The organism is Lactobacillus kalixensis DSM 16043 (assembly GCF_001434335.1).
GTDB lineage: Bacteria > Bacillota > Bacilli > Lactobacillales > Lactobacillaceae > Lactobacillus > Lactobacillus kalixensis.
In genome coordinates, this window is the sequence record NZ_AZFM01000002.1 from 24,696 (window position 1) to 45,247 (window position 20,552).

General features: G+C 35.8%; 20 protein-coding genes. 4 read left to right on the plus strand and 16 right to left on the minus strand.

What is annotated here, in order from left to right; all coding sequences use genetic code 11:
* Positions 1-29 precede the first annotated feature (29 nt).
* Entirely contained in the window at positions 30-1,871 is a 1,842-nt protein-coding gene (typA, locus tag FC46_RS00870; RefSeq protein ID WP_057797159.1) for a translational GTPase TypA, read from the minus strand.
* Between the two features lie 260 nt (positions 1,872-2,131).
* On the opposite strand from typA, the gene def reads away from it, so the two are divergent.
* From def to FC46_RS00890, 4 genes are all read left to right on the plus strand, one after another.
* Positions 2,132-2,686, plus strand: coding sequence for a peptide deformylase (def, locus tag FC46_RS00875; protein WP_057797160.1), 555 nt, complete (start codon positions 2,132-2,134; stop codon positions 2,684-2,686).
* Between the two features lie 384 nt (positions 2,687-3,070).
* Positions 3,071-3,295, plus strand: a complete 225-nt coding sequence (locus FC46_RS00880) for a DNA-dependent RNA polymerase subunit epsilon (protein WP_057797161.1) — start codon at positions 3,071-3,073, stop codon at positions 3,293-3,295.
* Between the two features lie 2 nt (positions 3,296-3,297).
* Positions 3,298-4,977 (plus strand): ribonuclease J1, encoded by a 1,680-nt coding sequence (gene rnjA / locus FC46_RS00885; protein WP_057797162.1) that lies wholly within the window; start codon positions 3,298-3,300, stop codon positions 4,975-4,977.
* A gap of 48 nt (positions 4,978-5,025) precedes the next feature.
* Complete coding sequence (locus FC46_RS00890) at positions 5,026-5,976, plus strand: diacylglycerol/lipid kinase family protein (RefSeq protein ID WP_057797163.1); 951 nt, start codon at positions 5,026-5,028, stop codon at positions 5,974-5,976.
* Between the two features lie 42 nt (positions 5,977-6,018).
* On the opposite strand, the gene FC46_RS00895 is transcribed toward FC46_RS00890, so the two are convergent.
* From FC46_RS00895 to FC46_RS00965, 15 genes are all read right to left on the minus strand, one after another.
* On the minus strand, positions 6,019-6,402 hold the full coding sequence (locus FC46_RS00895; protein WP_057797164.1) for a DUF1828 domain-containing protein: 384 nt from the start codon (positions 6,400-6,402) through the stop codon (positions 6,019-6,021).
* 406 nt (positions 6,403-6,808) lie between these two features.
* The gene (recD2, locus tag FC46_RS00900; RefSeq protein ID WP_057797165.1) at positions 6,809-9,184 is read right to left on the minus strand and encodes an SF1B family DNA helicase RecD2; all 2,376 of its coding nucleotides are present in this window, start codon (positions 9,182-9,184) and stop codon (positions 6,809-6,811) included.
* Positions 9,177-9,824 carry a tetratricopeptide repeat protein gene (locus FC46_RS00905; RefSeq protein WP_057797166.1) on the minus strand — a complete coding sequence of 216 codons (648 nt, stop codon included), beginning with the start codon at positions 9,822-9,824 and terminating at the stop codon, positions 9,177-9,179. Before FC46_RS00905 ends, recD2 begins: the two co-directional genes overlap by 8 nt.
* A complete protein-coding gene (locus tag FC46_RS00910; protein WP_057797167.1) occupies positions 9,824-10,483 on the minus strand; it encodes a histidine phosphatase family protein in 660 nt (219 codons plus the stop codon). Before FC46_RS00910 ends, FC46_RS00905 begins: the two co-directional genes overlap by 1 nt.
* Positions 10,484-10,532: 49 nt before the next feature.
* Positions 10,533-11,348, minus strand: coding sequence for a Cof-type HAD-IIB family hydrolase (locus FC46_RS00915; protein WP_057797168.1), 816 nt, complete (start codon positions 11,346-11,348; stop codon positions 10,533-10,535).
* Positions 11,349-11,436: 88 nt separating this feature from the next.
* The gene (gene mnmA, locus FC46_RS00920; RefSeq protein WP_057797169.1) at positions 11,437-12,564 is read right to left on the minus strand and encodes a tRNA 2-thiouridine(34) synthase MnmA; all 1,128 of its coding nucleotides are present in this window, start codon (positions 12,562-12,564) and stop codon (positions 11,437-11,439) included.
* 4 nt (positions 12,565-12,568) lie between these two features.
* Positions 12,569-12,913: a DUF1831 domain-containing protein gene (locus tag FC46_RS00925; RefSeq protein WP_057797170.1), complete on the minus strand. Its 345-nt coding sequence runs from the start codon at positions 12,911-12,913 to the stop codon at positions 12,569-12,571.
* A 52-nt stretch (positions 12,914-12,965) separates the two neighbouring features.
* A complete protein-coding gene (locus tag FC46_RS00930) occupies positions 12,966-14,117 on the minus strand; it encodes a cysteine desulfurase family protein (protein ID WP_057797171.1) in 1,152 nt (383 codons plus the stop codon).
* 1 nt (position 14,118) lies between these two features.
* Positions 14,119-14,814: a 5'-methylthioadenosine/adenosylhomocysteine nucleosidase gene (locus tag FC46_RS00935; RefSeq protein WP_057797172.1), complete on the minus strand. Its 696-nt coding sequence runs from the start codon at positions 14,812-14,814 to the stop codon at positions 14,119-14,121.
* A 23-nt stretch (positions 14,815-14,837) separates the two neighbouring features.
* Positions 14,838-15,143 (minus strand): hypothetical protein, encoded by a 306-nt coding sequence (locus FC46_RS00940; protein WP_057797173.1) that lies wholly within the window; start codon positions 15,141-15,143, stop codon positions 14,838-14,840.
* Positions 15,136-15,711, minus strand: a complete 576-nt coding sequence (locus FC46_RS00945) for an NUDIX hydrolase (protein ID WP_057797174.1) — start codon at positions 15,709-15,711, stop codon at positions 15,136-15,138. The genes FC46_RS00940 and FC46_RS00945 overlap by 8 nt, the downstream gene beginning before the upstream one ends.
* Complete coding sequence (locus FC46_RS00950) at positions 15,712-15,936, minus strand: cold-shock protein (RefSeq protein ID WP_057797175.1); 225 nt, start codon at positions 15,934-15,936, stop codon at positions 15,712-15,714.
* Positions 15,936-18,722 carry an isoleucine--tRNA ligase gene (gene ileS / locus FC46_RS00955; protein ID WP_057797176.1) on the minus strand — a complete coding sequence of 929 codons (2,787 nt, stop codon included), beginning with the start codon at positions 18,720-18,722 and terminating at the stop codon, positions 15,936-15,938. Before ileS ends, FC46_RS00950 begins: the two co-directional genes overlap by 1 nt.
* 218 nt (positions 18,723-18,940) lie before the next feature.
* Positions 18,941-19,774, minus strand: coding sequence for a DivIVA domain-containing protein (locus tag FC46_RS00960; RefSeq protein WP_057797177.1), 834 nt, complete (start codon positions 19,772-19,774; stop codon positions 18,941-18,943).
* The gene (locus FC46_RS00965; protein ID WP_057797178.1) at positions 19,750-20,550 is read right to left on the minus strand and encodes a YlmH family RNA-binding protein; all 801 of its coding nucleotides are present in this window, start codon (positions 20,548-20,550) and stop codon (positions 19,750-19,752) included. Before FC46_RS00965 ends, FC46_RS00960 begins: the two co-directional genes overlap by 25 nt.
* Positions 20,551-20,552 lie beyond the last annotated feature (2 nt).

Consider the following 20,552-nt stretch of genomic DNA (forward strand, 5'->3'; position numbering starts at 1 on the left):
TTAGTGATAGCCTTTTTAAAGTTATTTAATTACTGACGATTACGTTTCTTGTCAGCCTTTTGACGCTCTGAAGTGTTCAAAATCTTCTTACGAAGACGGATGCTTTCTGGAGTTACTTCACAGTATTCATCATCATTCAAAAATTCGATTGCTTCTTCCAAAGTCATAGTCTTTGGCGTCTTAATAGCAGCTGCGTGGTCCTTACCAGAAGCACGGGTGTTGGTCAAATTCTTACCCTTAGTTACGTTAACTGCAATATCACGTTCACGTGAAGATTGACCTACAATCATACCTTCGTAAACTTCAACACCAGCACCGATAAACAATACACCACGTTGTTCAACTGATTGAAGTGAATAAGTAGTTGATTGACCTTGGTTAATTGATACCAAAGCACCATTACGACGTCCTGGTTCCCAGTTTTTAACAACTGGTTTATATGAATCGAATGTGTGGTTCAAAATACCGTAACCACCAGTTTGTGACATGAATTCGTTGTTGTAACCAATCAAACCACGTGATGGTACCAAGAATTCAATTCTAGTTTGTCCGTTACCAGTAGTTTCCATATTTTGCATTTCACCTTTTCTTTGTGAAAGTGAATCAATTACGGAACCTACGTATTCGTCTGGAGTATCAATTTGAACTGCTTCATATGGTTCACATCTTACCCCATCAATTTCACGGTAAATAACTTTAGGACGTGAAAGTTGTAATTCGAAGCCTTCACGACGTAATTCTTCAACCAAAATTGAAAGGTGAAGTTCACCACGACCTGAAACAGTCCAAGCATTAATCTGGTCAGTTGGTTCAACTTTTAATGAAACATCAGTACGAGTTTGACGGATCAAACGATCTTCAAGCTTCTTAGGAGTTACTAAATCACCTTCGCGACCGGCAAATGGAGAGTCATTAGCAACGAAGTCCATTTGAAGAGTAGGTGGATCGATCTTAAGAAGAGGTAATGCTTCTGGTTGTTCTGCAGAGGCAATAGTTTCACCAACGTAAATGTCGTTAATACCACTAATTGCAATAATATCGCCAGCTTCTGCTTCTTGAATTTCGTTACGCTTCAAACCGAAGAAACCAAATAATTTAGTAACACGGAAGTTTTGAGTTGAACCGTCACGCTTCATAACTGTAATATTGTCGCCAACCTTTACCTTACCACGGTAAATACGACCAACACCGATACGACCAACGTAGTCATCCCAATCAAGCATTGTGATTTGGAATTGTAATGGTTCATCTGAATTATCAAGTGGGGCTGGAATATTCTTAATAACAGTATCAAAAATTGGATCCATAGTGTGTTCTTGCTTTGCAGGATCTTCGTCGTATGAAGAAGTACCATTCAAAGCTGATGCATAAACAACTGGGAAGTCAAGTTGCTCATCACTAGCACCTAATTCAATAAAGAGTTCCAAAACTTCATCAAGAACTTCCTTAGGACGTGCACCTGGACGGTCAATCTTGTTTAAAACAACGATTGGCTTAACTCCAGCTTCCAATGCCTTCTTCAATACAAAGCGAGTTTGTGGCATTGGTCCTTCATAAGCATCAACAAGCAAAAGTGCACCATCAACCATGTGCATAATACGTTCTACTTCACCACCGAAGTCAGCGTGTCCAGGTGTATCCAAAATGTTGATAGTAGTGCCGTGATACTTAACAGCAGTATTCTTTGATAAAATAGTAATACCACGTTCACGTTCAATATCATTTGAATCCATTGCACGATCTTCCAGATTCATGTGTTCTGGCAAAGTATCGGATTGCTTGAGCAATTGGTTAACCAAAGTAGTTTTACCGTGGTCAACGTGGGCAATAATGGCGATATTTCTTAGATCGTCTCTTCTTTTTTCTGACAAAAGTATTCCTCCCCATCTTCAATAAAAAAACTGTGACTCCGTCACAGTTTCGGTAGCGCGCATTCACGCCTTATCGAAGTGCATTATCAATTTATTTTCTCTTATAGTTACGTTGATAAATTTTAACACCTAGTCCCCTACAGGTCAACGTTTATACGCAATTTATCTTTTACACCGCTTACATATTTAAATTTGAGCAAAATTTATATTTTTATGGTAAAAATATTATTGAATATTAATTTCTAAAAAGGAGCAAATCAATGATTTTAATGAAAAATATTACGCGTGATGGTAATCCTGTTTTGCGTAAAGTTGCTGAACCATTAACTTTTCCATTAAGTGATCACTACAAAAAGTTGGCAGATGATATGATGGAATACTTAATTAACTCTCAAGACCCTAAAATCGCTGAAAAGCACCAATTGCGTGCTGGTGTTGGTCTTGCTGCACCACAAGTTGGTGAAAGTGTCCAAATGGCAGCCCTACTTGTGCCAGATGATGAAGGTAACATTATCTTCAAAGACACTTTTGTTAATCCAGAAATTCTATCTGAATCAGTTAGACAAGTTTGTCTAAGTGAAGGTGAAGGCTGCTTAAGTGTTGATGAAGTTATCAATGGTTATGTACCCCGCCCAGATAAATTGACTATTCATTACTTCACTGTTGATGGCGAAGAAAAGACAATTCGCTTAAAGGACTATCCTGCTATTGTTGCTAGTCATGAAATTGACCACTTGAAGGGGCACCTCTTTTATGACCGTATCAACAAAGAAGATCCTTTCTACTTAGCAGATGATACAATCGTCATCTCCTAGGATTGTTATTTTTAAAAGCCTATATTGTTATTAAAAAGCGTAAATTGCAAAATTTGCGCTTTTTGTTTGTCATTTTTATTTCAGCGTAAAAATAGAAGCCGCCGGGTGACTGAGCCGGTGACTTTCAGCAATGGGAATTAAGAAGATTGAAGAGACTTCTTATTTTGAGCAAATGAGTTGTCATTTACTACGCCTTCATGTTAGCTCTTTTGTTATTTATAGTCAACCAAGCTCGTGATTTAATTTGCTTTTCAAATCAATAAGAACTTGTTTCTATACTTGGCTATCTAAATATGATAAAATTTTATTTAGCTGTAAAATATTTTACAAAAATATTTTCTTTTGAGAACGTTTTAAAATTAAGATTTAAGGAGATTATTTACTATGATCTACAAAGTTTTATATCAAAAAGACAAGATTGTTAACCCACGTAGAGAAACAACTCAAACTCTCTATATGGAAGCTGATAATCAAGTCGAAGCAAGAACATTGGTTGAGGACAATACCCCCTACAACATTGAACTCATTCAAGAATTAACTGGAAACTCTTTGAAATACGAACAAGAACACGCTGACTTTAAGTTGACGACGTTCGACAAGAAGAATTAAGAGTGCGAATTAAAAATAATGAAGTAGCCGTATATGCAATCGGGGGTTTGCATGAAATCGGTAAAAATATGTATTGTGTTCAGTATCAAGATGAAATTGTCATCATGGACTGTGGAATTAAGTTCCCCGAAGATGATTTATTAGGGATTAATTACGTCATTTCTGACTATTCGTACCTGGTAAAAAATCGTAAGAAAATCAAAGCACTGGTTGTTAGCCACGGCCACGAAGACCACATTGGTGGTATACCTTTCTTACTAGAAAAAATTCCAGAAATCCCTGTTTATGCAACTCCGTTTGCTCTTTCTTTAATCAGAGGCAAACTTGAGGAACACGGTATTTTAAATACAACTGAACTTCATGAAGAACACGAAGATACAGTTTTAAAATTCAAGAAGTTAAGCGTCACATTCTTTAGAACCACCCACTCAATTCCAGATACTCTTGGAATTGCTGTTCACACACCACTTGGCGCCGTTGTCTTTACTGGTGACTTCAAGTTCGACTTAACACCTGTAATGGGACAACCTGGTCCTGATTTTCAAAGAATGGCAAAACTGGGTGAAGAAGGCGTATTGGCCCTTCTCTCTGATTCAACCAACGCAGAAGTACCACAATTTACAAAATCTGAGCGTTTTGTTGCTAAATCACTTCACGATATTATTTCAGGTATCAAAGGTCGCATCATCTTCGCTACCTTTGCTTCTAACCTTTATCGTGTATCAACTGCTATTCAAGCAGCTATTGATACAGGTCGCAAAGTCGCAATCTTCGGTCGAAGTATGGAAAATGGAGTTCAAAACGGAATTGATCTAGGATACTTAAATCTTCCTGAAGGTTTAATCGTTGACGCTGATGAAATCAACCATACTCCACCTGATAAGGCCATGATTTTATGTACTGGTTCTCAAGGTGAACCATTAGCAGCTCTTTCTAGAATTGCCAACGGTACTCACCGTCAAATCAGCTTACAACCTGGCGATACTGTAATCTTCTCCTCTAACCCAATTCCTGGTAATACACTGAGCGTTAACCATTTAATTAATAAATTAATGGAAGGTGGAGCAACTGTAATCCACGGAAGAGTTAATGACGTTCACACTTCCGGTCACGGTGGACAAGAAGAATTAAAAATGATGGTTCGCTTGGCTAAGCCAAAGTACATGATTCCAGTTCACGGTGAATACAGAATGCAAGTTATTCACACAGAACTAGCTCAAGAAGCAGGTGTTCCAGCAGATCACACCTTTGTTTTATCAAATGGCGAAGTTGTCTGCTTTAGTCCCGAAGGTGCTAGAATTGCTGGTCACATTCCTGCTGGTGACGTCTATGTTGATACTTCTGGCAGTGCTGATGTTGGCAACGTTGTGGTTCGTGATCGTCAAATTTTATCTGAAGAAGGTTTAGTAGTTGCAGTTGCTACTGTCGATTATAAACATAAGCGCGTTTTAGCTGGTCCTGATATTTTAAGTAGAGGCTTTGTCTACATGCGTGAATCTACTGAGTTAATTAGCCAAGCCCAAAAGCACGTTTATCACGTTCTCAGAAACGAAATGGCTAAGGCTGAAAAACCAAAAGACGCTGACATAAGAAAAGCAATTATTGAAAATCTTTCAGATTTTTTATACTCAAAAACTGAAAGACGCCCAATGATTTTGCCAATGATCATTGAAAAGAAATAAAAAAACCCGAAAGGGTTTTTCTTTTTGAATATTTATTAAATTAGGTATATGCATAAAAAAATTAAACTCCATCTGTTAGTCAATCTTGTAGCTGGAAATAATCATGGAAAAATAACATATGCAAAATTTGCGAAGCTTTTAAAAGATTCACAAATTAGTTTTCGGGCACAAATAAGCCAATATCCTGGTGAAATAATCAAACTTGCAAAAAAATATGCTAATAATAACCATTCTGAAGACGAAATTTTAGTTATTATTGGTGGTGATGGCTCATTTAACCAAGCATTAAATGGAGTCAAAAAATCACTTCATCCAAATACCCCACTTGCATATTTACCAGCTGGTTCTGGGAATGATTTTGCACGAGCTGCTAAATTAACAACTGATCCTCAAAAATTTCTTAACAGGTTATTGAATAATCGCAAAATAGAAAAAGTTGACTGTGGTAGTTATAGTAGCCAAAAAGAGAATGTTATTAAGCATTATTTTGTAAATAATTATGGTATTGGATTCGATGCTAATGTTGTACACCAAAGCAATAACCAAAAAATGAAAAAGATTTTGAACAAAATTCATTTGGGCAATTTAATTTATGGATTAAATGTGATCAATGTTTTACAAAAGCAAGATACTTTTACTGCTACTGTTACCGGTGCAGACGGTATTGCTCACATTTTCCACGATGCCTACTTAGTAACAACAACTAACCATCCTTACTTTGGTGGTGGTGTTCCTATCTTACCTAAGGCCAATCTGCATAGTCATGTTTTAGATACTGTAATTGTTGAAAAGCCGAGCCTTCGCAAATTTGTTTTTCTCTTTGCCAAAATGCTGAAAGATGGCTCTCATGTTACTGATTCACATTTTCATTACATTGAAGGTAAAGAAATAAGAGTTAATGTTAAAAAGCCAGAATACACTCAAATTGATGGTGAAGATACTGATAAAATGGCTCATTCCATTCAATTCATGATTGATAATTTCTATCTCATTAGATAAAAAACACGCCAAGCCCTATTTAATAAAGGTTTGGCGTGTTTTTTAGCCTAAATATGATATAGCAACTTGAAGTTGTGCTAATCTAATTGTAGCTTGAGCGAGATTTTCTTCATCTGTGGTAACAGAAATACTGCAAGTTTCATCATCAAAATCAAATCCTGCACCTAAAGCAATTTCTTCGCCAGTTTCATATAATTCTGGATTAGTCTCGCCCGGATCTAATTTAAAGAGAAGTCGCCCATCATCACTTACCTCGTAATAATCACCAACCTTGGTAATAAAGCAATAAACTGTATCACCATATGAGTCAATTTGAGTAGTTGCAACTTCATAAGTATCTTCTGCAACCTTAATTACACCAGTATTCTGACTCACCCAATTACCAATATCTTCTTTTAGCTTTTCTGCTTTCAATTCTTTATTCATAGCTTTCTTCTTCTCGTCAAAATTTATGCATTAAATCAAACAAACCTTAAGCCAGGAGCTTAAGGTATGACAAATAGACTTGACTCTAACAAGAGTATTTTACCTTATTTTTCAGTAAAAAAGAAACTACATTCCAAATTTTTTTCTTAAACAAAACATTAACATTTATCAATAAAGTCTTCATACTTTTCAGCTATTCTATTAGACAAGAAGACAGAAAGGATGATGTTAATGTTACATATACTACTAATTAGTCTTCCGTTCGTAGTACTAGGCTTAACAGCCATGAGCACAACCATGATTAAAAAGCCAGTACCCGTACCAGTAAAGAAAAACAAAAACTAATAATATTATTCTCACATTTCATTTCGACAAAAAGAGCTGACCCATATCGGAGTCAGCTCTTTTATTGTTTTGTCAGACTTATACCTTCCATCCCAATCATAGGATCAATTACCCCTGAATATATTTTTTCTTTAGTGAGAAGATAATCTTCTTCATCATCTTCTTGAATTTCATTATTTTCTTCAGAGATTAAACTACTAATTTCTTTTTTTGTCTGAGTTTTTTCAGGCTCAATAATACCTAAAATTTTCTTGAGTTTTGCAGTTAATCCAGTTTTACGATCATTACCTGGAGTATTAAAAGCCATAATATAAGCTTTAGGTTCACCAACAAGAACTAAATTTTTTTCTGCACGAGTAATTGCGGTATAAAGTAAATTTCGCTTCAACATCATAAAATTCTGCATAGTCAAATTTAAAATGACTAATGGAAATTCTGATCCTTGTGACTTATGAATGGTGATCGCATATGCTCGTGTTAAATCATAGAGTTCTTTTTTGCTAAATTCGATTTCGCGACCATCAAAATCTGCAATTAAACATTTAGAAGAATCTTCCTCGTCGATTCCAATAACCTTTCCAATTTGACCATTATAGATGTCTTTTTCAGGATTGTTTTGTAATTGCAAAACACGATCATCGATTCGAAAGACTTCATCATGTGCTTCAATCTTCTTAGCTCTTTCTTTTGATGGATTCATAATCTCTTGCAGAATATCATTTAGATTATTAATACCGCCTGGTCCCTTATACATCGCAGCTAGAACTTGAATCTGATCTTTATCAAATCCCCTTTTAAGTGCTAATTCGATTATTTGCCTTACTGCTTCTCCAATTTGTTGAGGATGACACGGAATGAAGGAATAATTCTTAGTTTTCTTAAACAGAGCATCTTGATTCTTACCTTCATTGATATCATGAGCCAAACTAATAATCGTTGAATCATCGCCTTGCCGGTGAATTTGTTTCAGAATCGTAGTTGGAAAAGCTCCTGATTTAATTAAATCGCTGAAGACATTCCCTGCACCCACTGAAGGTAGCTGGTCACGGTCTCCTACAAAAACAATATGACGAGTTTGATCGATACTACTAATTAATTGCTTGAACAAGAACATATCAACCATCGACATCTCATCGATAATTAAAATCTCACCATTTAATTTATTAAGCTCCTCATTATCACTATCACCAATTCCGATGCCTAATAATCTATGGATAGTTTTAGCAGCAATTCCTGTAATTTCTCCCATTCTTTTAGCCGCTCTACCAGTCGGCGCTGCTAAAAGAAATGGTGGATCTTCACTAAATAAAGCAGAAGATGGGATATCAGCTAATTTTCTCAAAGCCATTAAAATACCATTGATAATCGTAGTTTTTCCTGTACCAGGACCACCAGTTAGAATCGAAATTGGATTATTTAACGCATTTTTGATCGCTGTTTTTTGAGTAGCGTCATATTTAATTTCAAGCTCTTTTTCAACATCTTTAATTGCATCTTCTACATCTTCGTCAGAATACGTTTCACTTTTTTGAGTCTTTTTACGATTAACTAGGTTCAACATATCTTGTGCAATGTCATTCTCGCATTTAAAAATATTAGCTAAATATGCATTTTCATTATCAACAACGAGTTTATTTTTCACTTGAAGATCATTAATAACTTCCGCAATTGGATCAAATTGATTTGTTTCAAGAAGTTTACTTGTTTCAGTTAATAATTCTGCTAAGTCAACGTAAGTGTCACCGCGACCATTCAAAGCATCAAGCAAGACTTCATAAATAGCACCTTGAATACGTTTTGGATCTTGTCCGGTAATACCTAATTCCTTGCCAATAGTATCAGCACTCTTAAATCCGTATCCAGATACTTCATCAATTGAAGCATACGGATTTTCTTGAATTTTTTCTAAAGATTCACCATGATAAAGTTGATAAATTTGTGTTGCAATATTCTTTTTTATCCCATATTGCGCAAGCTTTAAAACAATCTCTGAAAAGGAATCCATAGTATTAATTCCTCTAAGCAGACTATCTTTTTGTTTTTGAGTTAAAGGTAAGGCAGCAATTCTTGCTGGGTTATTCTTTAACTCATCTAAGGCATTTAAACCAACTTCATCAACGATTTTCTTAGCTGCTTGCTTCCCAATCCCAGGGAATTTATTTGAAGACAAATATTTGGTTAAACTACCTTCTTCATGGGGCATAACTTGCTTGTAGCTGTCTGCTCTGAACTGCAAACCAAACTTGTTATGCATTACTAAGCGCCCGCTAAATTGGTAAGTAGTTTCTAGTTGAATATTACCGAAATTTCCAGTAACTACAATATGATCATCTGAATATTCATCTAGTTTACCGATAATTTCAACATCCATTATCTTAAAAAGATCTTCATTATTTTCAAAAATGATATTGTTGATCTTTCCTTTAAACTCAACCATTATTTTTTTCCTTACCACTAATTAGGCCTAATAAATTACCATATTGTTGCTTAGCTTTTGAATAATATTTAGCATCCAAAGATTTACTTTTATCAAAATATTTTTCAGCTTGATCGCGATCATTTTCAAAACTAGCTACCCCAAGCAAGAAATAAACCTTCGCAGTTTTTTCTTCTTCAGCAATACTTAAATAGTTTTTCTGTGCTTCTTCAAAATTACCCATACTTAGCCAAATATCACCGATCAATTCTAAGGTCTTGGCATCACGGTTTTTGATGGTTAGAGCAAATGCTAAAGCCTTTTGATTCTGACCAATTTTTTGATATACAAGAGCCTTTTGGTACAAGGTCAAGTCATCATTAGGAATTTGATCAAGAAGCCCTAACGCCTTTTCATATTCTCCCTGCATGTAGTAACAAATTGCTAAGTTATAATAAAGCTCTTGCGGCTTTTTGACTAAATGCATTGCTTCTTCAAGTAATTTTTGTGCTTGATCAGCACTTCCCTGCTCCAGCAAATATGTTGAAAGTTGCAGATAGTTATCAACGTTTTGCAGGTGAGCATCAATTTTTTTAACTAATAAATGAATGGCGCGGTCTACATTGCCCGCGTCGTATAATTTGTTTATTTCTTTATCCATTAAAGTGAATCCGTCTTAGATAATTTTCTTCCTAAAAAATCAGTTTCATTCCAAACAACTGGTTTAAAAGATTTTCCGCCATCTTTTGTTTCCAAAATGGTTAAGCTAGTATTACTCAGCCCACCGCGCTTACGCACATCTTTTAGTGGGTATCCTAGTAATCCACCCATAATTGCCGATAAAGCTGCACCATGACTAATTGCTAATACTTTATCATCATCTTGTGGAAACCGCTTAGCCATTTCACTAGCAAAGTCTCTACCTCTTGCAATGACACTTTCATAAGTTTCGCCATTAAGCTCGCGAGGATCATATTTATCTGGATGATTCCAAAAGTTGTCAATTTGAGTAGGATATTTCTTAGCGGCATCATCAAATTTCATACCTTCCATATCACCCAAATTAAACTCACGTAGGCGTTCATCAATCACTACGGGTAATTGAGCATTCATTGCATTATCGATTCCCTGAGCAGTATTAAAGGCTCTTTGAAGAGGGCTTGAAAAAATGCCTCTAAATTGAATTCCTTTTAAATGAAGCCCCAATTTTTTAATATCTTGCAAACTTTCTGGAAGTAATGGTGAATCTCCATGTCCCCCTTGAAAGCGACTAGCTAAATTCCATTCAGTTTTTCCATGACGAACAAAGTATATTTGCATAATTTTTATCTCCTTACGGACTATTGTAGCAAAAAAAGCCGCATTTGCTTTATTTTAAAACAAAATGTTCAATTGCTTCAGCAACACCGCCTTGATTATTATCAGCTTCTGTAATATAGTCGCATTCTTGTTTCATCTTCGGGTTAGTGTTGTTCATCCCTATTCCCAAACCAGCTGCTTGAATCATTGAAAGATCATTAAAATTGTCGCCTAAAGCTATTGTCTCATCCATTGAGACACCTAATTTTTGGGCAAGTTTTTTTAATCCACTCCCTTTATTAATACCTTTTTTGTTAAATTCCATATAGCGATTAGATGAATATGATACATCTAAATCATCAGTAATTGATCCCAATTCTTCGGCGATTTGATGTAAGTATTCACTATCAGTGCTGCCATAGATTACTTTAGGAATTTTCTGTCCTTTTAAGAATTCTAAATTTTTTTGATCATCAATTATTTTAAAATTATAGCGCAGACGAATATAATTTAATTCATCTTCATCGACATGATAGACATAAAGAACATCTGGTGAGTAGACATGAATACAAACATCATATTTTTGTCCCAATTCAAATAATTTTTCAGCTGTTTCCCAGGTTAATCCTTCAAAATTAAGAACAGTATTATCTTTATTCTCTGTTAAACATGCCCCATTAAAAGAAATAACATATTCTGCGGCCATATCTTTTAAGTTTAGCTCTTCCAAAATGTCTTGTGTTGAGCGATAACCACGACCGGTTGCTGGCACAAATTTTACTCCTTGCTCGATAGCTTTTTGTATCGCCTCTTTATTACGCTGACAAATAATAGCATTGTCATTAAGTAGAGTTTCATCGAGATCACACGCAATAATTTTATACATATTGTAATTACCTTTCAAAACTTATGTTCTTATTTATTTTATCATTTTTACGTAAAAAAAAGCAGGAATTTCTTCCCGCTTTGAAATTTTATACTAATTGTAATTGCTTTTCATGCATGAATGCTGCATCGATAAAGCCGCCGCCTAAGCATTCCTCACCGTTGTAAAGAACAAGTGCTTGACCTGGAGTAATTGCACGTGCAGGTTCATCGAAAATGACATCAGCAGTATTGTCAGCAGCATTATACTTCACAGTCACACCTAAGTCGCATTGACGGTAACGAAACTTCGCAGTACAATGCATTTCAAAGTCATGATCTGGCTTACCAGTAAAGAATGACATGTCACTTGCCTTAAGTTCATCAGCATATAGACGCTTGCTATCGTAGCCTTGTTCAACGATTAATTCATTCTTTTCAAGGTTCTTACCAACTACAAACCATGGATCAGTTGATTCCTTAGTTGAACCTAAACCTAAGCCAGATCTTTGGCCAATAGTGTAGTACATTAAGCCAGCATGTTCACCGACAACCTTACCATTTGGAGTAACCATCTTACCTGACTTAGCTGGCAAGAACTCACTCAAGAACTTTCTAAAGTTTCTTTCACCAATAAAACAAATTCCAGTAGAATCCTTTTTCTTGGCTGTTGCTAAACCGTTTTCGATAGCAATTTCACGAACTTGTGGCTTAGTTAAATCTGCAAGTGGGAAAATTACCTTCTTAATTTGATCTTGGCTTAATTGACTTAAGAAGTAAGTCTGATCCTTATTACCATCCTTAGGACGAACCATGTGGACAAGACCATTTTCATCCTTAACTGTCTTAGCGTAATGCCCCATAGCAATATAATCAGCATCCAAATCCATTGCAAAATCTAAGAAAGACTTGAATTTAATTTCACTGTTACACATAACATCAGGGTTAGGTGTTCTACCCTTCTTGTATTCATCTAAGAAATATTCAAAAACACGATGCCAGTATTCTTTTTCAAAATTGACTGAATAGTATGGAATACCGATTTTATCAGCAACTTTTTTTACATCTTCATAGTCTTCAGTTGCTGTACATACACCAGAGTCATCTGTATCATCCCAATTTTTCATGAAGACACCGATAACATCATAGCCTTGTTGTTTGAGAAGTAATGCGGAAACTGATGAATCAACTCCACCACTCATACCAACAACTACGCGTTTCTTCTTATTCTCTACCATGAAATCAATCCTTTTTCACTTCAACAAGAATGTTGCGCTCTTCGAGGTCTTTTAAAATGTAATCTAAAAGTTCTACAGTAGGCGTTAATTGCTTGTTTTTAAAAATATTAACCTTCTGCAAACCAGAACGATCAGTAACAACCATTGTTAAATGAGATAAATCCTTGTTAATGGTCATCTTCAACTTAGTTGGAGCATTATATGGTGAATCATTGTACAAAGGATGCTCATAATTATAATTTCCTTTGTTTGTTTTGACAAAGCCTGCATCAATCAATGCATAAAGCTTAATATCAGGATTCAAAGTAAATTTTCTTTGATCGCCATTGATCATAACTGTATTTGCCATAGTTTTTCCTCACTTATTAATAATAAGTTACTTTCTTTTTAAAAGCAACCCTTTATTTTGATTGTCGTTTATTTGCGATTTTTACCAATTCTTCTGCAAATTTTTCTACTTCTTCTTCAGTATTATACCGTCCAAAAGAAATACGGATTGACTCTAGAATACGTGGTGAATCTGCACCAAAGCAGGCAATCAAAACATGAGATGGCTCAAGAGAACCCGCAGTACATGCTGAACCACCTGAAACTGCAAAGCCTGCTAAATCTAAGTTAGTTTGTAAAACAGTAGTAGAAACACCCTTAATGTGCAAATTTAAAACGTGGTGTGACATATTTTCACCAACGCCACCATTAACGTCATACTCAACATCATTATCATCTAACTTATTCAAGATGATTTCCTGGAAATGATGATATTTATCTTGAATATTTTGATGACCAATCTCTTCAATTTCTTTAACGGCTTCACTAAAGCCAGCAATGCCTGGAACATTTTCAGTACCAGCACGACGCTTAACTTCTTGTTCTCCACCTAGAACCAAATTAGGAATAGAAATATCGTTCTTCTCATACAAAAAGCCTAAGAACTTTGGTCCATTAATCTTATGGGCAGAAACAGACATGAAATCGATATGCATTTTCTTAACATCAATATCAATCGTTCCCATCCCTTGCACATCATCAACGTGGAAATAAGCGTTAGTATCCTTTACCAAATCACCAATTTCTTGAAGCGGCATAATAGTCCCAACCTCATTATTAACTGCCATAATTGATACCAAAATTGTATCAGGCGTTAATTCTTGTTTAAGTTGATCTAAAGAAATATGACCAGTTTCATCGACATCAAGATATACGATTTCGTAACCTTCTTTTTCAAGACGTTTCATTGGGTTAAGAACTGATGGATGTTCAATTGGCGTGGTAATAATCTTCTTTCCGATATTTTGACGGCCATATGCTGTACCAAAAATAGCAGTGTTATTACTCTCTGAACCACCAGAAGTAAAAATAATTTCACCATCATTCGCACCGATTGAACTTGCGATGATATGACGAGCTCGGTCAATTGTATTACGAGCTTTTCGACCAAGTTCATAAGTAGATGATGCATTACCAAAATCATTCTTCATTTCGTCGGTAATGACATCGATTACTTTTGAAGACATGGGCGTGGTGGCCGCATTATCTAAATAAATTTCCTTCACTTTAATTCATCTTTTCTATATAATCACAAATTAACTTTGCTGCCTTGGCACCAACTTTTTCAGCAAATTTATCGAAGCTTTCATTTGCGTCTTTATCACCATTATCAGAAATAGCACGCATTGCAATCAAAGGCTTATTGAAGTGTTTTGCAACTTGTGCAAAAGCAGCACCTTCCATTTCAACGCCTAAAGCATCTGAAAAGTTCTTTTTGATCTCATCTTTTTGCTCAGCTGAACCAATAAATGAATCACCAGTTACAACCAAACCTTCTTTGTAATCAATATTTTGCTTCTTCAAGAATTCACCAAATTTTGCACGTTCGGGTGAATTAAGTTCAAATCTTGCAGGTTCTTGTGGAATCTGCCCTTCAACATAATCACCAGCCAAAGTATTGTGAGCATCATGATAAGCAAATTCACTTGGAAAGACTAAATCCTCACAATGAACATCCTTATTCATTGAACCAGCTGTACCAGTCATAAAAATCTCATCAATATCAACATTACTCAACAAACTTGATAAATTCATCGCAGCTTGAACTTTACCAATTCCAGACAGACCAAGGTATATATCATTACCATTAACAGAAAAATGTTCGAATACAGTTGATCCGAACATTTCCTTTTGACCTGAGTGAAAGTACTTACGGTAAAAAGCTGCTTCAATTTCCATTGGAACAATAATTGCTATCTTCATACTTTTCCTCATTCATTATTATTTTATAGATGAAATAATGCTAACAAAACTAATATAATCAGAACAAACACTATTAGGATAGCACTATTCAGCCTTTTTTTCAGTCTTAAAGACTTTTCTTCTTTAGTTAAGCGATTTGGGTCTTCATAGTAGTGCTGTTCTCCATTACCTTCAAGAGGTCGTCTAATTTGTTCTTCGGTATTTGGAGTATTAACATCTACAGTTTCAGTTTCATTTTGATTATCAAAAGCAGGATGAAACTTTCTAAACAACTTCTTTGCTTTTTGTTTTGACTGCTTTTTGCGATAATCTGATCTTTTCTCAGTCATTGTTACTCTCTTCGTCTTGCTTATTTCTTAAGAGCATGTTTTCCCAAAAAGTAATAGCATAGACAGTTTTAGCATCAACAATTTTGCCTTCTGAAAGAAGCTTCTTCAATTCATCAAGACTGTACCATTCTGATGATAAAAACTCATCACTATCGAGTGGACGCTTATCTTGTAATTTAGTTAAAGTATCACAATAAAAAATGTGAAGTTTTTCATCAGTAAAACCAACTGAAGAGTAAAATTCCGTTACTTTTTCCCAATAATCTGCACGATAGCCACCTTCTTCATTAAGCTCACGCTTAATCGCATCTAATGGGCTAGCGTCAGTAAAATCGATCAACCCTGCTGGGATTTCTAACGTTACTTGTTTGATTGCTTCACGCCATTGCTTAACCAGAAGCATCTCCTGTTTATCATTAATTGCAATTACTGCAGCTGCAGGTTGATGCTTCACGATTTCCCGAGTCGAAGTTTCACCATTGGGAAGTTTAATTGTTCTAACTGATAGGTCTACAATTCTGCCTTTAAAAATCGGCTGTGAAGAAATTTCGGTTTCTTGTAAATCCATTTAATCTTCCTTATCACTTGGTTCGTCTAAATAGACGTTAACACATTGAAGGCCATTTTTACCCTGAGCAAGCTGATATCTAACCCTTTGCCCAACTTCCAATCTCTTATAACCTTCTTCTTTAATTGCTGTATAAAAGACAAAATATGACTTATGATTTTGATCATCTTTAATAAAGCCAAAACTCTTGCCTTCATCAAACTGCTTGACTACTCCTAAGCGCATTAATCTTCTAAACCTTCTTGAACTGCTTCTGGATAATTATCTTCTACTATTTTAGCACAACGACCACACAACATTGGCAATTTAGGATCAACACCAATATCGGTTCTGATCATACGACAACGTGGACAAACGTCACCTTCAGCATGTTCAACAACTACTGAAGCATTAGCAAATTTTTCAGCATTAGCAGGTGCGTCTTCACTACTAATAGTTAATTTAGAAACAATTAAAATTTCTCTGAAGTCAGCATCAAGTTCATCTAATACAGCCTGAGTTTCTTTATCTGGATAAATAGTTAGAGCTGCTTCAAATGACTTACCAATTAACTTACTGTTACGGGCATCTTCCAAGGCTTTTAAAACATCGTCTCTTAATCTCATGAATTTTGCCCAATTTTCAAGTAATTCATCGCGGTTTGCAAAGTTTTCAACTTCTGGCATATTTGCAAGTTGGATGTAGTCCTCTTCTTCCTTGAGGAAGCCCCAGATTTCTTCCATGGTATGTGGCAATATTGGTGTTAAAATTTTAGCAATTTTAACAGCTGCATCATAAATAACTGTTTGCATTGAGCGACGAACGTGGCTGTCTTCTGCTTCAATATAAAGAACATCCTTAGCAAAATCTAGGTAGAAGGCTGATAAATCATTTGAAATAAAGTTGAATACCTTCTTGTAAACTGTGTTGAAATCAAACTTATCGTAAGCAGCTAAACATTCCTTAACTAAATCGTTAAGCTTAACTTCCATGTATTGATCTACTGAACGTAAATCTTCATAAGCAACTCTATTTTCCTTAGGATCAAAGTCACTAGTATTAGCAAGCATGTACCGGAAAGTGTTTCTGATCTTTCTGTAACTTTCAGCAGCTTGGTTTAAGATATCATATGAAACAGCTACATCAGATGTAGTATCTGCTTGCGCAACCCATAAACGGATAATTTCAGCACCCATCTTTTTGATTACGTCATTAGGTGAAATTACATTACCAAGTGACTTAGACATCTTGTGACCCTTGTCATCAAGAACGAACCCTTGTGAAAGAACTTGCTTGTAAGGTGCTTGACCAGTTACAGCAACTGAAGTAATCAAACTTGAGTTAAACCAACCACGGTATTGGTCACTACCTTCAAGATAAAGATCTGCTGGGAAGTGTAAGCCATCACGCTTTTCCATTACGCCTGACCATGAAGAACCTGAGTCAAACCAAACATCAAGGATATCAGTTTCCTTAGTAAACTTACCATTTGGTGAGTGTTCTGAAGTGAATCCTTCTGGTAATAATTCTTCAGCAGTATGGGTGTACCAAGCATTCGAACCTTCTTTTTCAAAGATATCAGCAACGTGGTTAATAGTTTCTGGAGTAACAATTGGAGTACCATCTTCTGCATAGAAAATTGGAAGTGGAACACCCCAAGCACGTTGACGTGAAATTACCCAGTCACCACGGTCTTTAATCATGTTGTAAAGACGTGTCTTACCCCATGAAGGAATAAAGTCTGACTTTTCAATTTGATCAAGAATTTGGTCTCTGAACTTATCAATTGATGCAAACCATTGAGTAGTTGCACGGTAAATAACTGGCTTCTTAGTACGCCAATCATGTGGGTATGAGTGAGTGAAGAAACTCAATTTAAGAAGTGCACCAGATTTTTCAAGCTTTTCTGCAACGATCTTGTTAGCATCATCATAGAAGACACCTACTAAATCTGGGTCTGGAACATCTTTAGTGAAGCGACCTTGTGCATCCATTGGACTGAAAACAGGAATGCCGTACTTTTGACCTACACGGTAGTCATCTTCACCAAAACCAGTTGCGTTGTGAACTAAACCAGTACCATCATCATCAGTAACATATGAATCGTTCATAACTAAGCCAGTTACATCGTAAAGTGGGTGCTTGTAAGTCATGCGATCAAATTCTGTACCAGCCATGTGCTTTAAGACCTTGTAGTCTTTCCAGCCTAAATCTTCTGCAACTGCTGGTAAACGATCGGTACCGATAACGTACTTCTTACCATTAACTTCAACTACTGAATAATCAAACTTAGGGTTAACAGTAATACCGACGTTACTTGGGATAGTCCAAGGAGTGGTTGTCCAAATTATAAGTGAAACATCTGAATCAAGTTTACCCTTACCATCCTTAATTGGAAAAGCAACGTAAATTCTTGGTGATTTAATATCATGATATTCAACTTCAGCTTCTGCTAAAGTAGATTCACTTGACCATGACCAGTAAACTGGCTTTAAGCCTTTGTAAATATAACCCTTTTTGAACATTTCACCAAAGACGCGAATTTCTTGAGCTTCAAAATCGTGTTGCAAAGTAATGTAAGGGTGATCCCAATCAGCCATTACACCAAGACGCTTGAAATCAGCCATTTGCTTTTTAACTTGTGATTCAGCAAATTCACGACACATTTCACGGTATTTTGCACGATCCATTGTCTTGCGATCTACACCTTTTTTAGCTAATTGTTGTTCAACTGGTAAACCGTGAGTATCCCAACCAGGTACATAAGGTGCATAGTAACCATCCATGTTCTTGAAGCGAACGATAATATCTTTAGAGATCTTGTTTAAAGCGTGACCCATGTGAATATTACCATTAGCAAATGGAGGGCCATCGTGAAGATCAAAACGAGGCTTGCCTTCGTTTAACTTTAATCTTTGTTCATATAATTTGTTTTCTTCCCATTGTTTTTGCCATTCGCCTTCACGAACTGGAAGATTTCCACGCATTTTAAATTTAGTTTTACCTAAATTAAGTGTATCTTTAATTCTCATAGATTATCCTTTCTAAAAAAGAAAACCCCGTCCCAAATTAGGACGAGGTTAATCGTGGTACCACCTAAATTGAGCAATTACTTGCTCCACTCAACTTTGCGTAACGTGCAAAAAACGTGTAGACCACTTAGGCAGCTGATCAATCATCAGGCTCTTATGCTAATCTTCCACCAACATTAGCTCGCTGAATTGCCGTTTGATTTTACTGCCAGTCTCTTTTAATTATGCTTTTTGTAATCGTCCGGAAAGACAATTGTCGCATTAGAACCTACTTCTGAAGTTGGTTCTGGGCTTGGACTAAAAGTTGCCGTATTCGAACTATCTCCTGTCAAAGGTTGTGCATCTTGATCAGGCTCTTGAGAAGATTCTACGGCATCAAGGTCGTCTTTGTCAACATCATCTGGTTCACCGATAACATTTTCTTCATCTTCATCGTCATCATCACCATAATCAGCAAGTAAGTCGACCTCGTCACCATTGTCAATTGGTTCTGAACCATCTTCTGGATAATATCTTGGTGTATCAAAATATTTATCTAATGCATGCTGCCATTCTTCATCATCTAAATTATCAATTTGCTTTTGAAGCATATCTTGAATGTGAAGGCGGAATTGTCCAATTTCTTCCTTCAAACGATCATAGTCTTTTGACAAAGTTTCTTGTTGTTGTCTTTGGAACTTAGTGTCAGTTTCTGCCTGAACTTTTGCATTAGCAATTAATTGGTCTGCTTCATTTTGAGCATTGTCCTTGATTTCTTTTGCTGATTTTCTTGCAGAAACCAAAACTTCGTTAACTTCAGTTTCTCTTTGCTTGTATTTGGCAACTTCATTTTGTAAATCTGTAATAACTTGATCTTTTTTCTTTAATTCATCTTGAAGAGAAAAGACCTTATTTTTAAGATCTACATTTCCATCTAATACATCACCATAGTCTTCAACAATTTGATCCAAAAAACTATCAACTTCATAACGATCATAACCGTTACGACCTCGACGTTTGAATTCCTTGTTGTGAATCTCCATTGGGGTTATCTTTTCTTCTTTGTCTGCCAAAGTTTCAGCACCACCTTAAATTTTCCTTTTCTTGTAGACGAAATGTTTATTATTTGTAACCTACCAAAATGCCTCAAACTCAAAACATTGTTTTCTTTAACCATTATATTAGAATTTTTCACATCGTGCCAATTTAATTTGACATTCCCCGCTTCAATTTCTTTTTTTAAATTAGTTCGACTTTCTTTACTGATGCCCGCTAAAATTGCATCTAATCTCAGTGACGCAATAATCGCTTCTCTTTGGACTGAATCATCTTCTGGAGAAATTACCTGTTTAAAATCGATTGGTTCAATCTTTACACTCGTTCGACCAATTCGATCAATTTGACCAGTAAAGAAATCAACTAAATCAGCTTTGACAAAAAACTGCCAAATCCCATCTCCATTTGTAATAATATCACCAAACGTATCAGTTTCTACCCCGGAATTAGCTAAGGTTCCTAGAATTGAACTATGTGTTAATTTAGTAAACTTTTCTGGATATTGAATTTGAACAGGAATCACTTGAAAATTGTCTAATCTTAAATTTTCCCATTCTTGACTTAAATATACTCTTCTTTTTTCCGCACCTTGATAACCACCAAAATCTTGAATAAATGCATCATTACCCGCAATTATCTTTAAAATATCACGTTGACCGGGGTCTAAAAAGTCTGTTAAAAATGCCTCTTGCTTAAAAATTAAACTATTAAAAAGACCAACCAGTCGATCGACTGTTGGTCTTTCATCTTGTCCAAAGTGCGGATAAAAACTACTTGCTTGTCTTTTTTCCATTT

What these genes read in the sequence shown, in the direction of transcription:
- FC46_RS00940 (WP_057797173.1), bottom strand. Translation starts at nt 15,143, where the DNA reads ATGACTGAGAAAAGATCAGATTATCGCAAAAAGCAGTCAAAACAAAAA.
- FC46_RS00905 (WP_057797166.1), bottom strand. Translation starts at nt 9,824, where the DNA reads ATGGATAAAGAAATAAACAAATTATACGACGCGGGCAATGTAGACCGC.
- FC46_RS00945 (WP_057797174.1), bottom strand. Translation starts at nt 15,711, where the DNA reads ATGGATTTACAAGAAACCGAAATTTCTTCACAGCCGATTTTTAAAGGC.
- FC46_RS00925 (WP_057797170.1), bottom strand. Translation starts at nt 12,913, where the DNA reads ATGGCAAATACAGTTATGATCAATGGCGATCAAAGAAAATTTACTTTG.
- FC46_RS00890 (WP_057797163.1), top strand. Translation starts at nt 5,026, where the DNA reads ATGCATAAAAAAATTAAACTCCATCTGTTAGTCAATCTTGTAGCTGGA.
- FC46_RS00910 (WP_057797167.1), bottom strand. Translation starts at nt 10,483, where the DNA reads ATGCAAATATACTTTGTTCGTCATGGAAAAACTGAATGGAATTTAGCT.
- FC46_RS00935 (WP_057797172.1), bottom strand. Translation starts at nt 14,814, where the DNA reads ATGAAGATAGCAATTATTGTTCCAATGGAAATTGAAGCAGCTTTTTAC.
- recD2 (WP_057797165.1), bottom strand. Translation starts at nt 9,184, where the DNA reads ATGGTTGAGTTTAAAGGAAAGATCAACAATATCATTTTTGAAAATAAT.
- mnmA (WP_057797169.1), bottom strand. Translation starts at nt 12,564, where the DNA reads ATGGTAGAGAATAAGAAGAAACGCGTAGTTGTTGGTATGAGTGGTGGA.
- FC46_RS00950 (WP_057797175.1), bottom strand. Translation starts at nt 15,936, where the DNA reads ATGCGCTTAGGAGTAGTCAAGCAGTTTGATGAAGGCAAGAGTTTTGGC.
- FC46_RS00965 (WP_057797178.1), bottom strand. Translation starts at nt 20,550, where the DNA reads ATGGAAAAAAGACAAGCAAGTAGTTTTTATCCGCACTTTGGACAAGAT.
- FC46_RS00895 (WP_057797164.1), bottom strand. Translation starts at nt 6,402, where the DNA reads ATGAATAAAGAATTGAAAGCAGAAAAGCTAAAAGAAGATATTGGTAAT.
- FC46_RS00880 (WP_057797161.1), top strand. Translation starts at nt 3,071, where the DNA reads ATGATCTACAAAGTTTTATATCAAAAAGACAAGATTGTTAACCCACGT.
- ileS (WP_057797176.1), bottom strand. Translation starts at nt 18,722, where the DNA reads ATGAGAATTAAAGATACACTTAATTTAGGTAAAACTAAATTTAAAATG.
- FC46_RS00915 (WP_057797168.1), bottom strand. Translation starts at nt 11,348, where the DNA reads ATGTATAAAATTATTGCGTGTGATCTCGATGAAACTCTACTTAATGAC.
- def (WP_057797160.1), top strand. Translation starts at nt 2,132, where the DNA reads ATGATTTTAATGAAAAATATTACGCGTGATGGTAATCCTGTTTTGCGT.